Origin of the sequence: Oxalobacter paraformigenes, from assembly GCF_000158475.2 — a bacterium.
Lineage (GTDB): Bacteria > Pseudomonadota > Gammaproteobacteria > Burkholderiales > Burkholderiaceae_D > Oxalobacter > Oxalobacter paraformigenes.
In genome coordinates, this window is record NZ_KI392031.1 from 972,713 (window position 1) to 986,796 (window position 14,084).

Genomic DNA, 14,084 nt, shown 5'->3' on the forward strand with positions numbered 1-14,084 from the left:
TTCCCTGCCTTCCCGAAGGAGACCCTCATGAAAAAACCAGACAGCATCATGGTGGCAACCGATATGTCCGAATGCGCCACGATGGCGGAAAACCGGGCAGCCATGCTGTGCGCCCAGCTTGGGAAAAACCGGCTCGACATCGTCAACGTTCAGGACCTCTCGGCTGTCGAATTGTTGAAACGGGCCCTGAAAAGCCCTGCCGAAATCGCCGAAAAAGCCGTACGACAAGGCTTGTCCGACGAGTTGTCCGCCGTGATCCGGCGGCTGGAAAAAGATTACGGCATCCAGTGCGAACTGCTGATCCGGTTCGGAAAAGCCGCAACCGAGATCATGCATGAAATTACCGAACGCCAGACCGGCCTGCTGGTCATGGGCGCGCACGGCAACAGCCCGCACAGTCATGCGTTTCTTGGAAACCTGCCCGGCAAACTGCTCCAGATCAGTCCTTCTCCCTTGCTGATCGTCCGCACAGAAGCGAAACAGGCTTACCGCAAGATCCTGATTGCCGTCGATTTTTCGGAAATCTCGCTTTATCAGGCGAGGCAGGCGCTGGCGCTGGCCAGACCGGATACCGAAATCGTCCTTCTGCACGCCTACGAAGTCCCGAATGAAGGCATGATGCGCTATGCCAACATTTCGCAGGGACTTTTGCACGAATTCCGTTCCGACATCCGCCTGAAAGCCGGCGCTGAAATGCAGGCCTTCATCGCCGCTCTCAAGACGCCCCATCATGTCACTTCCGTTATCCAGCTCGGCGTTCCCCACACCGTCATCCGGGAACACGCCGCCTCGAAAAAGCCCGATCTGCTCGTCATGGGCAAACAGGGCCGCAGCCGTTTCGAGGAATTCCTGCTGGGCAGCACGTCGCGCAATACGCTCTATGAAACGGACTGCGACATCCTGATCGTTCCGCCGACAGCGGCAGTTCGCCAAATACAGGAAACCGGAAAAGACCGGAAAATGGAAGACGTATCGCCGTCCTGAAAAACGGCAGCGGCGGCTCATTCGCGCTTTGCGCATTCCATGCGGGCGTTAAGAGCCTGCCCCACCGGTTTTTGAACGGCGCGCAGCCGGCAAAAACCGAAGAAAAAGGACAGAAAACACCGGCAGGGAAACGCAAGGGCACTCCGTTTCGGCAGGTTCTTTTCAGGCAAACACGTCGGCTTCGTCCAGCAGTCGGCCTTTCAGATCGCACTCGGAAACGCGCGGCGCGATAATGCCGTGCCAGTCGATCGCGACAGCCGGATCGTCCCAGCGGATGCAGCGCTCGCTTGCCTTGCAATACGGCCGGGTCGTCTGGGCCACGATATCGGCAAAATCACTCAGCGTCACAAGACCGGAAGCGAACCCCTCCGGAATCCAGAAGCGATAACCGTTTTCATCGGACAGGACGGTTCCGACCCACCTTGAAAAGGTCGGCGACGACTTCCTCAGATCGACCGCCACATGGAACACCTGTCCATTGACGACATGAACAAGGCGAGCCTGCACGCAAGGCGGCATCTGGTAACGCAATCCGATCAATTCATGCCGTCCGGTATGCGTCTGGATCTCTTCGGCGAACCCGACCGGCTTGCCAAGCGCTTTCCTGAACGCGTCCAGATCGAAGGTTTCCGGAAAAAATCCCTCCCCGTTTCTGAAAACGGCCGGAACGACAATCCTGACGTCAGGTATGGCTGTGTTCGTAATATTCATGATTGAGCATCAGATGAAGCGGCGTATTGCGCAAGTGATAACGGTCGCGACGTTTGCCGAAGTGGTTCCAGGCGAATGGATCAACCTGTTCCCGGCCGCTGCCGTCCGGCATCCTGTTCGGATCGTATTCGTCCACAAAGCGGCCTGTTGCGGGATCGGCCGCGAACGGACTTCCCAGAAAACTCACGTTTTCGGGCGCGCTATAAAGCGTTTCCCGAAAGGAACTGTCGGCAGAAAGCATCGCTTGAGAGAGTGTGGGCATAAGACATTCCCGGTTTCGTTCAGACGGAAGCTACCCCTGGCATCGGTATGGTTTAAACATAACCCTCTTTTATCGCCACCGGCTTGTGGTACCGCAACCGGAATAAAAGGGAAAGCCCCGAAAACGCGCTGGCCCTGAAAAAGAAAAAGAATCCGTCGCGCAAACCGGATACGGCAGGAAGCGAAACGGGGATATTTGCCTTGCGAGCGGCCGCCGCCTCTGTGCCGGACAGGCTGAACCTGTGTCATGGCCGGAAACCGGACAGAAAACAGGCCAAAGATGGCTCCCCTGTCTGCGCAAACCGGACTGGACACAGTCCTTTCCATGCGCAAGCCGCTGTTGCCGTTTCCGCTCCCTTTGGCATTGTCCGGCTGGCGCAAAATTCCTTCAGGGGAGAAATCGCTTTAAAGCCGGTTTTTCCCGGTTTGCCAGCGCTTTTTCCGGAAACGGGGAGGGCGCTTTACCCAGTTTCCGGCCCCAAAGCGCCCGTCCCGGAAAAAGAACCGGAGAACACATGCGCCGGCACGCCGGCTTGCCAAAGGAAAAACGGCTTTGCCGGAAAGCGGGAAATGGCGATTGCGATTTTCGGAAACGGCTTTACCCTGTGCGGCTGCCCGTCCCCGAAGGTCTTGCACGCCAGGGTTTTCCGGTTTCTGTGGATGGCCGAAAAGCAAGGGGAAAACGGGGCGTACCCTCTTCAGGCAGGCTGCAGGCCGGCCGGAGAAAGCGGTATTCAATCCCACCGGAAACAATCCGTCGAAAAACCGTTTTGCCCGCCTGCAAACAAAATACGGCGACCCTCATCTCGCGCTGTAGCCGGAGACGAGAGGCCATTGCGCCAGTTCCGCTTTCCTTCGGCGGCAAGCTGGCCGCCATCGTTTCAAGCGGCTTTGCCGGACGGGCGCATGGCGCTTTTCATTCCGCGAAAAACCCCGGCCAACCGATACCGGAAGCCGATACCGCGGGCGTCCGGCAAGAAGAACGGCCGGAAACCGGCGAAAACCCCGGAAAACCGCCATGAACCGACTTTTCCGGAAAGGAAGAAAAAGCAAGGTCATCCGAAGTCCGGAGCCGACAGGCAAGCCGGTAATCCGCTATTTCCGAAAAGGAAGCTTTCCAAACAATCCGGAAAGACGGCAGGGCAGCCGTATTGCCGCGGGAGAGAAAACACCCGTTTTCGGGCGGATTGCCAAAACGGCTTCCCAAAGCCCCTTGCCGTTTCATCACGATTAACCGGCTTTCCACCGAAACCGTCATGAAAAACCGCTTGCCGGAACCTTCCGGCAAGCGGTTGCAAGAACCCGAAAGCCTTATTTTTTCCCGGGCCAGGCCACGACCTTCTGGCGCTGTTCACCCAGTTTTTCCACACCGGCAACAACCACATCGCCCGGTTTCAGGAAAACCTGCGGATCGCGGGCCAGTCCGACGCCCGGCGGCGTGCCGGTCGCAATGACATCGCCCGGCAAAAGCGTCATGAAGTGCGAAAGGTAACTGACGATTTTCGCGACCGTGAAAATCATCGTCTTTGTGTTGCCGTGCTGCATCCGTTCGCCATTCACGTCCAGCCAGACTTCCAGATCCTGCGGATCGGGAACTTCGTCGCGGGTAACCAGCCAGGGGCCGATGGGGCCGAAAGTATCGCAGCCCTTGCCCTTGTCCCACTGGGTGCCGCGCTCGATCTGGAATTCGCGTTCGGACAGATCGTTGGCCACGCAATAACCCGCCACATAATCGAGCGCTTCCTCCTCGGAAATGTACTGGGCCTTTTTCCCGATAACGACACCCAGTTCGATTTCCCAGTCCGACTTTTTCGAGTCTTTCGGCAAAATGATATTGTCGTTGGCGCCGCAAAGGCAGGTAACGGCTTTCATGAAAACGATCGGTTCGCGCGGAATGCGCATCTTGGCTTCGGCCGCATGCTCGATGTAATTGATGCCGATGGCGATATACTTGCCCACATGCGCTACCGGAACGCCCAGCCGGGGTTTTCCGGTAACCAGCGGCAGTCTGTCCGTATTGAGTCTGGCCAGTTTCGCCAGCGCCTTGTCGGAGAGTTGATCCGCCGTGAAATCGTCTATTTTCCCGGACAGATCGCGAAGTTTGCCCCCGGCATCAATCAGGCCGGGTTTCTCCTTGCCGGGCCTGCCGTAACGAACCAGTTTCATAATGTTTGTCTCCTGAAAATTAAAGTCGGCATATGTCCATTGCCCTCCTGCAAGATCATACCGCCAAACGGGACATTTCCCAACCGGATAATGGACATTCCCGGGTTTCGCCCCTTTCCGGACACCCCTTTCACCCGCGATTTCCCTCCGACTCCGGAATTTTTCAGGCGGAAAACAGGGAATGCGTCCGGCCGCGTCCAACGGCGTAATAGGTCACGCCGTTTTTTTCCATCAGATCGGGGTCGTACAGATTCCGGCCATCGAACACCAGCGGATTGTTCAGGCGCTTTAGTGTCTCGAAATCCGGAATCCTGAAATTTCGCCATTCCGTAAATATCAAAAGCGCTTCCGCATTGTCCAGCGCCGATTCCTTGTCGCCCGTTAAAATGAAATCCGGACGATTGCCGTAAATTCTCTTCGCCTCGTTCATGGCAACCGGATCATAAGCCTGAACACGCGCTCCCGCCTGCCAGAGCAGTTCGAGAACCGTCCGGGAAGGGGCATCGCGCATATCGTCCGTTTCGGGCTTGAACGCCAGTCCCCAGACAGCGAACGTTTTCCCCGACAGCGCTTCTTTTCCGCCGAAATGCGAACACAACAAGCGGAACAAATGGGCTTTCTGATTCAGATTGACCTGCTCGACGGCATGTAGCAACTGCGGAGCGTATCCGGAACTTTCCGCTGTTTTGGCCAGTGCGCGGACGTCTTTCGGGAAGCAGGAACCGCCGTATCCACATCCGGGATAAATGAAGTGATACCCGATTCTCGAATCGGAACCGATCCCGTGCCTGACCGCCTCGATATCGGCGCCCACCCGTTCGGCGATACGGGCCAGTTCATTCATGAAACTGATTTTCGTCGCCAGCATGGCGTTTGCCGCGTATTTTGTCAGCTCGGCAGAACGGATATCCATCACCATCAGACGATCGCGGTTCCGGTTGAAAGGCGCGTACAATTCCCGCATGACAGCGGCATCCTTTCCCGCCTCGACCCCGACGATAATCCGGTCAGGACGCATGAAATCGGTAATGGCCGCGCCTTCTTTCAGGAACTCCGGATTGGAGATGACCTCGAATCCGGGATTGACCCCCCGTTTTTCAAGCACGCTTTCCACGGTTTTCCTGACTTTTTCCGCCGTTCCGACAGGAACGGTGGATTTATTGACGATATACCGGTATGTCTGCATCGACCCGGCAATGTCAGCCGCGACATTCATCACATACTGCAAATCCGCCGAACCGTCTTCATCCGGCGGCGTCCCCACCGCGATCATCTGGATGAGGCCGAAAGCGACCCCTTCCTTTGCCGATGTCGTAAACGATATTCTCCCGGCAGAAACATTGTGCTTTAACAGATTCTCCAGACCGGGTTCATAGATGGGCACTTCCCCTTTTTTGAGGCGGGCGATTTTCGCCTCATCAATATCGACGCACAAGACCTGATGGCCTGTTTCCGCCAGACATACGCCCGTTACCAGACCGACGTATCCTGTACCAAAAACGGTTACTTTCATCTGAGTTACAGACTGCGATCAAACAGCCTCTTCATAAATTAAACCATGTTGAGAAAAAAATGCAGTCCGTAGCATGGCCCATTTTTCACGGTTCCACACCGTTTGGCCCTGCATTTTTCCGGTACTTTCGCCGCTTCGCCCCACGGATCGCGGTTTAGGCAACCCGGCGGCAAATCCCTGCCTGTTTGCCGGAACCGGCAGAAACGTCCTGAAACCGGTCGGCGTTTGGCACACAAAAGCATTCGTCACGATAATACAAATCCGGCCCGTTTTCCAGTCTGGCGTCACAAACGACTTTTTCCGCCGGAGTGAAAGCCATACCGCGGCCTGCCACAGGCAAATCCCGCCACCTGAAAACGGAAACGGCCCGCTTTAGGCCCTTACTCCAGAATCTTTTCCCACAAAACCCGTTTCTCCTCGAAAGACCGGCTCGCATAAGCCGGCGAGGAAGAAGGAAGCACGATCGTCTTGTAACCGGCCGCGGCCAGTCTTTCGGCGTATGTCCCGGCCACCTTGCCGTTAAAACAGATTTTCTCCAGATTCGGACAGTCTTTTTTCAAGCGCTTAAAGTCATTTGGCACGGCATTTTTGATCCGCGAATCCAGACTGCCGATCCGTTCGCACATCGTGATAACGTCCCATAAACCGATACCGTGCCTCAAAAGGCGCTCCAGCCGGGCCTCGTAAGGCAGCAAAACCAGTTCCTCGCCCAGTACAGCCGAGAGCAGTCTCCAGAACTGATTGCGCGGATGGGCGTAGTACTGTCCGGCCGCCAGCGATTCCCTGCCGGGAAAGCTGCCCAGAATCATCGTGTGGATGTGGGGCGAGAAGAGGGGAGGCAGCCCGTTTAAGGGAGCTAGCGGCACAGCCGGCCGGTTGACATGGTTCATGGTTTCCTTGTTCCTTCAGACAACAGGTTTTTCAGACGCTTCCTCCCGCCATTTTATCGGCAAGACCGGCCATTTCCGGCAGGGAAACGCGGAAAAAAAGCGCACACGGATTTCAGGTTTGAACGAGAACAATAATAAACCTTTCCTTTTTTCCTAGACTGGACGTATTTCCCTTTACCCCAAATGACATCATGAAACAGCCTGAAGAAAAAAAACAGACCGTCCCGCCCGAAGAAAACAAGCGCCGCCGCGACTGGAAAAAGGCCGATGTCGTCGATCGGGGAATCGAAATGGCAACCGATCAGGGACACTCCTCGGCAGCCCGTTTCCTGGAACAGCACGATATCCGCCCCGACATAATCGAAAGAGTCCTTAGACAACGGCTCGACCGCCGCAGCCGTACCAGGGACGCCCTGTAAGGGCGCCGCTTCAGTCCAGACCTGTGAAAGGAGGCACCGGAATGCATAAAGTCCAACGGGAAGTCCAGGCGCTTTTGCTGGATTCGAAAGGCCAGTTGCCGCCCGCCCTGATGAATGAGGAAATCATCGCCGAAGCGCTGGAAATGCGCGACCGCATCGGCACGGATTACGCGCTCATCTATTTGCAATTCAAGGGAATGAGCCTGGAGAAGGCCATCGACGCGCTGAAAACCCCGCCTTCAGTTTAGTAACCCTTCCGGATGTCCTGCCAGACAAGGCGGTTTTCCGCCCTCAGGCTCCGTCCCGGACTTTCCTTCTCCTGTCGTGACGGCTGCTTGCACGGCAAAAAACCGCTTTCCCCGCGTTTCTTCCCGTCCTTCCCCATAACAGGAGTGGCGCAGCCATTAGCATGCGAGACCTGCCGTCCCGGCTTTCCGGCATACGAGCGCTTTCCTGAAAACAGGACAGGCTTCTTTTCATCAAAACCCGCTTTCCCCTGTACGGTTTCCTTCCCGGAAAAACCGGATTCCTCAAAACCCGCCCGCTTCAACAAACGGGGCCGGTATGCCATACTGTGCCCCTGTTGACGGAACATGGGCCCTCTTTTCCGCGAAAAAGAAGGCAGCCATGCTCCGGGAAAAGGCAAACCATGAACATCGAATACAAAGACAACGCTTCTTACACCGTCGGGGAAATGATCGACCTGTACCGCCGTTCGACGCTGGGCGAGAGAAGGCCGCTTGACCGGCCGGACATTTTCGGAAAAATGCGCGACAACGCCAATCTGGTCATCACGGCATGGGAGGGCAAGAAACTGGTCGGCATCGCCCGCAGCTTTACCGATTTCGCCTACGTGACCTATCTGGCCGATCTGGCCGTGGACGCCGCCTGCCAGCGTCTGGGCATCGGCAAGCGGCTTATCGCGGAAACCCGTGCCCGGCTCGAGCCGACCTGCAAAATCGTCCTTCTGGCCGCCCCCAAAGCCAACGGCTACTATCCGGGAATCGGTTTCGACCACAACCCCAGAGCCTGGGTACTGAAAGGCGAGACTTCCTTTACGCCCGACTGAAAAGCGGGAAAGTGATTCCCCGGCAACCCCGAAAGCCAGAAAAAACCGGCCGGTTTTCAGGCCGTTCCCGAGACGCGCCCCTTTTGCAAGCGGACGCAACAGGGTATATTGACGGGAAAACACCCCGTTTACCCGTCGTAATGCATTCTCTTGAAGGAGCAGGACCATGATGAATTTCACCTATTACCTCCCCACACGGATTCTGTTCGGTGCCGGCATGTTAAACGAACTGCACGCCCAGAAACTGCCCGGCAAAAAAGCGCTGATCGTCACGACAATCGGAAAATCCATCAAAAAATACGGCTACCTCGACCGCGTCGAAGAACAACTGGCCAAGGCCGGCGTTTCTACCGTTCTTTTCGACAAAATCCTTCCCAACCCGGTCAAAAAACACGTCATGGAAGGTGCGGCACTGGCGAAAAAAGAAGGGTGCGATTTCATCGTCGGTCTCGGAGGCGGCAGCAGCATCGACTCGGCCAAATCCATTGCCTTAATGGCGACCAACGAAGGCGATTACTGGGATTACATCGCCGGCGGCAGCGGAAAGGCGCGCATTCCGGAAAACCGGCCCTTGCCGGTCGTCGCCATCACCACTACCGCAGGCACCGGCACCGAGGCCGATCCCTGGACCGTCGTGACCAAAGAAGAAACCAGTGAAAAGATCGGCTTCGGCTACGACGGCACTTTCCCGGCGCTCTCCATCGTCGATCCCGAACTGATGGCGACCGTCCCGCCGTTTCTGACCGCCTGCCAGGGATTCGACGCCCTGTTCCACAGCACGGAAGGATACATCGCCCGGTGCGCCAACCCCGTCAGCGAAGCCCTGTCCCTGAAAGCCATCGAACTGATCGGCAAACACCTGCCGACCGCGGTAAACGACGGAAAGAACATGGCGGCCCGGGAAGGCATGGCCGTCGCCAACACGATTTCCGGCATGGTCGAGTCGCTCTCGTCCTGCCTGTCCGAACATTCGCTGGAACATGCCCTGAGCGCCTACCATCCCGACTTGCCGCACGGGGCAGGGCTGATCATGATCAGCCAGGCCTACTATACCCACTTCGCACGGACGCATGCCTGCGACGCCAAACTGATCGACATGGCCAGAGCGCTCGGCAAGGAAAACGCGTCCCATCCAGTCGATTTCGTGGCGGCGCTTGCCGAACTGCAAGCCGCCTGCGGCGTGGACAACCTTAAAATGTCCGATTACGGCATCAGGCGGAAAGACTTGCCGAAAATGGCGAAAAACGCCCGCGACACCATGGGCGATCTTTTCCTTCTCGATCCGGCGCCCCTGACCGAAGCGGACTGTATCGCCATTTACGAACAGTCGTACCGCTAGCGCCTTGCGGTCTCCTGCCCGATTCCCCTGAAACCGGTCTGCATAACCGGTTTCGGGCTTTTCCATTACCCGTACCGGCACTTTCCGGCCCGCACGGCAAGGCGGATGAGCGGAATGAATTCCTGCGTGCCAGACTCAATGAGCGGGGGTGAAGCTCCCCGGTGACTGGGGGATAAATTGCTGATTTTGACACAATGTATCGTATTCTTGAACCGGCGAAGCGGAAACCGGTTTGTTCATTCCGGTTCCGGGGATGTTTCAAACACTAGGGTTTGTTGATCCCAAAAAACGGGTCATCCTTGAATAAGGAAACCAGATATTTAGACCCTTGACCAGTCAGATGATCATTGTCATATGTTATAACTTTATCTGGTATTTCATCTTCCATCGTTAGACACCCTTTGTCGTTGCATAAAAAGTGAGCAGGCGACATATATTTCACATTCCATTGATGCGATAGTTTCGCCATTTCTTTATCAATTTTCTGGTAGGTAGAATAGTCTCTTGGGATAAGTCTTGCTGGGATTTTTTGTGTTTTCTCAAATTCTGAAATTAACAAAGAGGGTAATTTTTTATCCCATGATGGAACTGGGCCAATAACTAGAATGTTATTGATTCCAATTTTGCGCAGTTTGGTAATAGTGTTATCTAGGTTTTTGTATGAATCCCTATAGATTTGTCTGGCGTGCCATGCTGCGTGTAGGACAACAATTTTTGGTTTGTTTATTTCTATTTCATGAATAATAAAATCATTATTATTTTGGCAGGTTAATCTGATTTCCTTGTTTTCTGTACCAAATACAGGTGGACAAGTTGGGGTTTCACGTAACCAGATATTATATTGATTCCGAAAATGTTCCCTGAAACCATATGTAATAGCAGAAGCATGTGAATCCCCCCATATGGCGATTGTTGGTTTTTCAGCATGTTTTCCTTGAAGAGTACAGGTTCGGTAATCTGGTTTTTGGGAACCAGCTTGATTGCATCCATAGAGATATACTTCATTTGTTTTATAGCCTTTTGTCTGTATTTTGAGCAACGTCTGTACAACAGTGGAATAGCGTTTGCACATCCCCTCTTTCTTATAAACGGTGAATCCGATCAGTCCGACACAGGTCATCGCAACGAACAGACCGATCGTTTTGAATGTGCCGTATTTGCCGAATCGAAGAGGGTTTTCGATCAGTTTTGTCGTCAACCACGCGAGAATGATACAGACAGGGAAAGCAACAGCCCGCATCAGATAAGAAGGCTCACGTCCCAGAAAAATACGGGCAAAACAAAGAACCGGCCAGTGCCAGAGATACAAGGGATAACTGATCATGCCGAACCAGACCAGAACCCGGTTCGAAAGAACCTTCCGGTTAAACCAGCCGTTACTGCCGGCAGCAATTAACAGAACCGTAGCGAAGACAGGCAACAAAGCCCACTTGCCGGGAAATCCCTTTTCCTTCGTCACCAAAACGGCAACGACAAGAAACAGCATTCCAAGAAACGATAAAACGTGTGATAAAAGAGCGCTATCCGGTTTTTCAGTGCCGAAAAAGACAATCCGCTGAAAGAAAACATTCAGCCGTTCTTTCAACGGAAGCAAGGTTTCCCGGAAATGCAAATTGGCCCATGCCAGCATGGCGCCGCAAAGCAGCTCCCAGAAGCGGGTTTGTGGTGAAAAGAAATCCACAACCGGTTTTGACTTGTACCAGTGAAGATTCAGAATAAAAGAAACCAGCGCAATCAGAAAAGAAACCGTAAAAAGGTTGAACCGTTTTTTCCAGGCCAGCCAGAGAAGAAAAGGCCAGACAATATAAAACTGTTCCTCGATGCCGAGACTCCAGAGATGCAAAAGAGGCTTGGTATTGGCGGCATTATCGAAATAACCGCTCTCGAACCAGAGAACGAAATTCGAGACAAATCCAGCCCCGGCAGCCACATGCTTGCCCAATTGCATGAACTCATCGGCCAGGAGAAAAAACCATCCGAAAACCAGAGAGGCAATCAGAACCGCAATCAGGACCGGATAAATCCGGCGAATACGACGGCTATAAAAATTCCAGAAAGAGAAAGAACCGTTTTCGAGCTGTGAAAAAATAATGGAAGAAATCAGAAAGCCGGAAATAACGAAAAAAACATCAACCCCGACAAACCCGCCCCTCAGATATTTCGGAAACGCATGAAAAAGAAAAACGGCAAAGACAGCCAATGCACGAAGGCCGTCGATATCAGGGCGATAAACTAATGATTTATTCTGAGTCTTTTCAGATGGCGGGGGGGGGGGGGGTAAAGAGGAGCGTGCTGACGGCATGACAGATTTATACAGATGGTTTCTTGTAAAAAAAATAATTATACGGCATTCCCGAAAACCAGGAAACGCCGGAATGCCGCGTCATGCAAAAAGCCGGCATGAAGCCGGCTTTTTGCAGAAAAGAAAGAATGGTGGAAAGCGCTTACTTGATTTTGGCTTCCTTGTAAGGGACATGCTTTCTTGCCTTGGGATCGAACTTCACAATCTCGATCTTCTCAGGCATTGTCCGCTTGTTCTTCGTTGTCGTATAAAAATGACCGGTACCCGCAGTGGATTCCAGCTTGATCTTTTCCCTACCTGCCTTAGCCATAACAAAAACCTCTCAAAAAACAGCCGACAACCGGCTCAAACCTTCTCACCGCGAGCACGCAAATCCGCCAGAACCGCCTCGATCCCCAACTTGTCGATCACCCGGAGCCCGGCATTGGAGACACGCAGGGAAACCCAGCGGTTTTCCGATTCGACAAAAAAGCGGCGATAGTGCAAATTCGGCATAAAACGGCGTCTCGACTTGTTATTGGCATGAGAAACCGTATTTCCTGACATGGGTTTTTTCCCCGTCACCTGGCAAACACGAGCCATGAAAACCTCCATAAAAAACAGAAGAGGGGATTCTAACTGAAAGACACAAAAAAGACAAGAAAAAACAGGAACTTGTGCGAAACTAGTGTGTCGCATTACATGAATATGCGACACATTTTCACAGCACACCCGGCTTATCCCTTCAATATCAACAGGATAAAACGGCCCGGCGGTTTTAATAAGCCCGGAAACGGGCCAAACGGCAAGGCAGGCCTTCATCTGTCGTGCCGGGTGAGGGCACAAAAAAACGCGACCGGAAACGTTGGCCTGCTTTCGAAACGGGAGAACGGAAGGGGGGACTGAAGGGGAAACCTACCGGCTCCGGCGCTTCAAGCAACGCCAGACAATGCTTAGCCAGTCGCCGCCCCGCAAAACCGGACGCTTTCTGAAAACGTCGAATCCGGCCGATTCAATCCGTTCCAGAATACGCAGTCCCCCCTGAACAACCAGCCGGAGCTCCCAGCCGATACGGCCGGGCAGTTTTTCGGCAAGCGGCGCGCCGGAATGCATCAGTTTCCGTGTCCGTTCCGTTTCGAAAGCCATCAGCGCTTTCCAGTTTTCCGATACGTTGGCGCCGGCGATATCGTCCGGCGTGACACCGAACGCCCGCATATCTTCCTGCGGAATATAAATCCGGTCTTTTTGCCAGTCGAGGGCAACATCCTGCCAGAAATTGATCAGCTGAAGCGCGGTGCAAATCGCATCCGACATCCGGCAATTTTCCTCCGTTGCCGCGTCATAAAGATGCAGCATCAACAGGCCCACCGGATTGGCTGAACAGCGGCAGTAATCCAGCAAATCGGCAAAAGCGTCGTATCGCTTCACCGAAATGTCCTGCCGGAAGGCAAAAAGCAGATTTTTAAATGGTTCCAGTGGCAAATGGAAGTCGCGAACGGTTTTTCCCAGCGCGACAAAAAGTTCCCTTCGGGGCGTTTCGCCGCGTCCGATGCGGTCAAGTTCATCGGCATAAAACGACAGGGCGGCCAGTCTTTCCGATGAACTCAGATCGCCCTCGTCCGCAATGTCGTCGGCAGAACGGGCAAAGTGGTAAATGACTTCCACCGGCTGCCGCAAGCGGGACGGCAACAAAATGGAAGCGACAGGAAAATTTTCGTAATGTTCGACTGCCATTGAATGCGGGAAGAGTGGGAAAGCGTCATGGTAAATCAAAAACGCTTTCCTTTTAAACCCCGGGGACAAGAAAAACAGCGCAGACCGGAAGCCGTAACGGCTTTAAAGAGAAAGCCGGCATGAACAAGACCGGGATTTTCAGAAAAGAAAAAACTGTCTCGCCAAACCCGGCCGGAAAAATTTCGGCCTTTGCCAAACGGCTTGCCCGATTCCCCGGGAGCAGGGCGGCTCTGACACGCCCCCCGGATCGGGCAAGCGGACAAAAACCGGACAAGCAACCTTCAGATCATTTACTGAAGCGTATCGGGAGCGGGCACATTCGGTACCGGGGTCGAGCACAACGCCTTCAGTGCGCGGATATCGCTTGCCGCTTCCCCGGCTTTTTCAGGGCTGACCAGACTGGCTGCCTCAAGGATATCCTCGTCACTGCTTTCAAACGTGATCATGAAAGACTCGCCGTTTTTCGTAATGATGAAAGCACCCAGTATTTTGCCGTCCGACATCTGGAATACCGGAGGCAAATCGTATTTTTTTTCAAAACGGTGAAACGCTTCGTCGATTTCAGTCTTGTTCATGGATACTTTTCCTGTATGAAATAAATAAAGGGCGGAGAGCCGGACAAAACCGGGAAAACCTCCCGCCCGGAGACGGCAAAAAACCGGAACATTCTAAAGAATGAGGAGGGAAGCGGTCAAACCGATCTTTTTCTGTGGCCAA

At 53.9% G+C, this 14,084-nt stretch carries 18 protein-coding genes; 6 read left to right on the forward strand and 12 right to left on the reverse strand.

From position 1 onward, the window contains the following. Positions 1-27: 27 nt before the first annotated feature. Positions 28-984, forward strand: a complete 957-nt coding sequence (locus tag OFAG_RS08510; protein ID WP_005876671.1) for a universal stress protein — start codon at positions 28-30, stop codon at positions 982-984. 162 nt (positions 985-1,146) lie between these two features. Here OFAG_RS08510 and rfbC read toward each other — a convergent pair whose 3' ends face one another. Both rfbC and OFAG_RS08520 read right to left on the reverse strand, forming a co-directional pair. Beyond that, entirely contained in the window at positions 1,147-1,695 is a 549-nt protein-coding gene (gene rfbC / locus OFAG_RS08515; RefSeq protein ID WP_005876670.1) for a dTDP-4-dehydrorhamnose 3,5-epimerase, read from the reverse strand. After that, complete coding sequence (locus OFAG_RS08520) at positions 1,667-1,957, reverse strand: hypothetical protein (protein WP_005876668.1); 291 nt, start codon at positions 1,955-1,957, stop codon at positions 1,667-1,669. Before OFAG_RS08520 ends, rfbC begins: the two co-directional genes overlap by 29 nt. 1,017 nt (positions 1,958-2,974) lie before the next feature. Between OFAG_RS08520 and OFAG_RS13915 the strand changes: the two genes are divergently transcribed. Next, positions 2,975-3,190 (forward strand): hypothetical protein, encoded by a 216-nt coding sequence (locus tag OFAG_RS13915; protein WP_147617647.1) that lies wholly within the window; start codon positions 2,975-2,977, stop codon positions 3,188-3,190. Positions 3,191-3,267: 77 nt separating this feature from the next. On the opposite strand, the gene OFAG_RS08530 is transcribed toward OFAG_RS13915, so the two are convergent. From OFAG_RS08530 to OFAG_RS08540, 4 genes are all read right to left on the reverse strand, one after another. After that, on the reverse strand, positions 3,268-4,122 hold the full coding sequence (locus OFAG_RS08530) for a fumarylacetoacetate hydrolase family protein (RefSeq protein WP_005876666.1): 855 nt from the start codon (positions 4,120-4,122) through the stop codon (positions 3,268-3,270). Between the two features lie 163 nt (positions 4,123-4,285). Next, positions 4,286-5,635: a UDP-glucose dehydrogenase family protein gene (locus OFAG_RS08535; protein ID WP_005876665.1), complete on the reverse strand. Its 1,350-nt coding sequence runs from the start codon at positions 5,633-5,635 to the stop codon at positions 4,286-4,288. Between the two features lie 154 nt (positions 5,636-5,789). After that, entirely contained in the window at positions 5,790-5,954 is a 165-nt protein-coding gene (locus OFAG_RS13920) for a hypothetical protein (RefSeq protein ID WP_155979199.1), read from the reverse strand. Positions 5,955-6,015: 61 nt separating this feature from the next. Continuing rightward, a complete protein-coding gene (locus tag OFAG_RS08540) occupies positions 6,016-6,525 on the reverse strand; it encodes a DNA-deoxyinosine glycosylase (protein WP_020995148.1) in 510 nt (169 codons plus the stop codon). A 191-nt stretch (positions 6,526-6,716) separates the two neighbouring features. Here OFAG_RS08540 and OFAG_RS08545 point away from each other — a divergent pair, with 191 nt between their 5' ends. Together OFAG_RS08545 and OFAG_RS08550 are read left to right on the forward strand one after the other, a co-directional pair. Next, on the forward strand, positions 6,717-6,944 hold the full coding sequence (locus tag OFAG_RS08545) for a hypothetical protein (protein ID WP_005876659.1): 228 nt from the start codon (positions 6,717-6,719) through the stop codon (positions 6,942-6,944). A 41-nt stretch (positions 6,945-6,985) separates the two neighbouring features. After that, entirely contained in the window at positions 6,986-7,192 is a 207-nt protein-coding gene (locus OFAG_RS08550; protein ID WP_005876657.1) for a hypothetical protein, read from the forward strand. Here OFAG_RS08550 and OFAG_RS08555 read toward each other — a convergent pair. Next, entirely contained in the window at positions 7,189-7,539 is a 351-nt protein-coding gene (locus OFAG_RS08555) for a hypothetical protein (RefSeq protein ID WP_040720073.1), read from the reverse strand. The two genes, OFAG_RS08550 and OFAG_RS08555, sit on opposite strands and share 4 nt — an antisense overlap. A 54-nt stretch (positions 7,540-7,593) precedes the next feature. On the opposite strand from OFAG_RS08555, the gene OFAG_RS08560 reads away from it, so the two are divergent. Then, positions 7,594-8,013 carry a GNAT family N-acetyltransferase gene (locus tag OFAG_RS08560; RefSeq protein WP_005876655.1) on the forward strand — a complete coding sequence of 140 codons (420 nt, stop codon included), beginning with the start codon at positions 7,594-7,596 and terminating at the stop codon, positions 8,011-8,013. Positions 8,014-8,179: 166 nt separating this feature from the next. Then, positions 8,180-9,352: an iron-containing alcohol dehydrogenase gene (locus OFAG_RS08565; RefSeq protein ID WP_005876653.1), complete on the forward strand. Its 1,173-nt coding sequence runs from the start codon at positions 8,180-8,182 to the stop codon at positions 9,350-9,352. A 265-nt stretch (positions 9,353-9,617) separates the two neighbouring features. Here OFAG_RS08565 and OFAG_RS08570 read toward each other — a convergent pair whose 3' ends face one another. The 5 genes from OFAG_RS08570 to OFAG_RS08600 form a co-directional block, all read right to left on the reverse strand. After that, entirely contained in the window at positions 9,618-11,654 is a 2,037-nt protein-coding gene (locus OFAG_RS08570) for an acyltransferase family protein (protein ID WP_020995149.1), read from the reverse strand. Positions 11,655-11,796: 142 nt separating this feature from the next. Further along, positions 11,797-11,964, reverse strand: coding sequence for a 50S ribosomal protein L33 (rpmG, locus tag OFAG_RS08575; protein ID WP_020995150.1), 168 nt, complete (start codon positions 11,962-11,964; stop codon positions 11,797-11,799). Between the two features lie 35 nt (positions 11,965-11,999). Continuing rightward, positions 12,000-12,236, reverse strand: coding sequence for a 50S ribosomal protein L28 (gene rpmB, locus OFAG_RS08580; protein ID WP_020995151.1), 237 nt, complete (start codon positions 12,234-12,236; stop codon positions 12,000-12,002). Between the two features lie 312 nt (positions 12,237-12,548). Continuing rightward, a complete protein-coding gene (hpnC, locus tag OFAG_RS08590) occupies positions 12,549-13,367 on the reverse strand; it encodes a squalene synthase HpnC (protein WP_020995152.1) in 819 nt (272 codons plus the stop codon). A gap of 290 nt (positions 13,368-13,657) precedes the next feature. Beyond that, positions 13,658-13,942, reverse strand: coding sequence for a hypothetical protein (locus tag OFAG_RS08600; protein WP_005876646.1), 285 nt, complete (start codon positions 13,940-13,942; stop codon positions 13,658-13,660). Between the last annotated feature and the right edge of the window lie 142 nt (positions 13,943-14,084).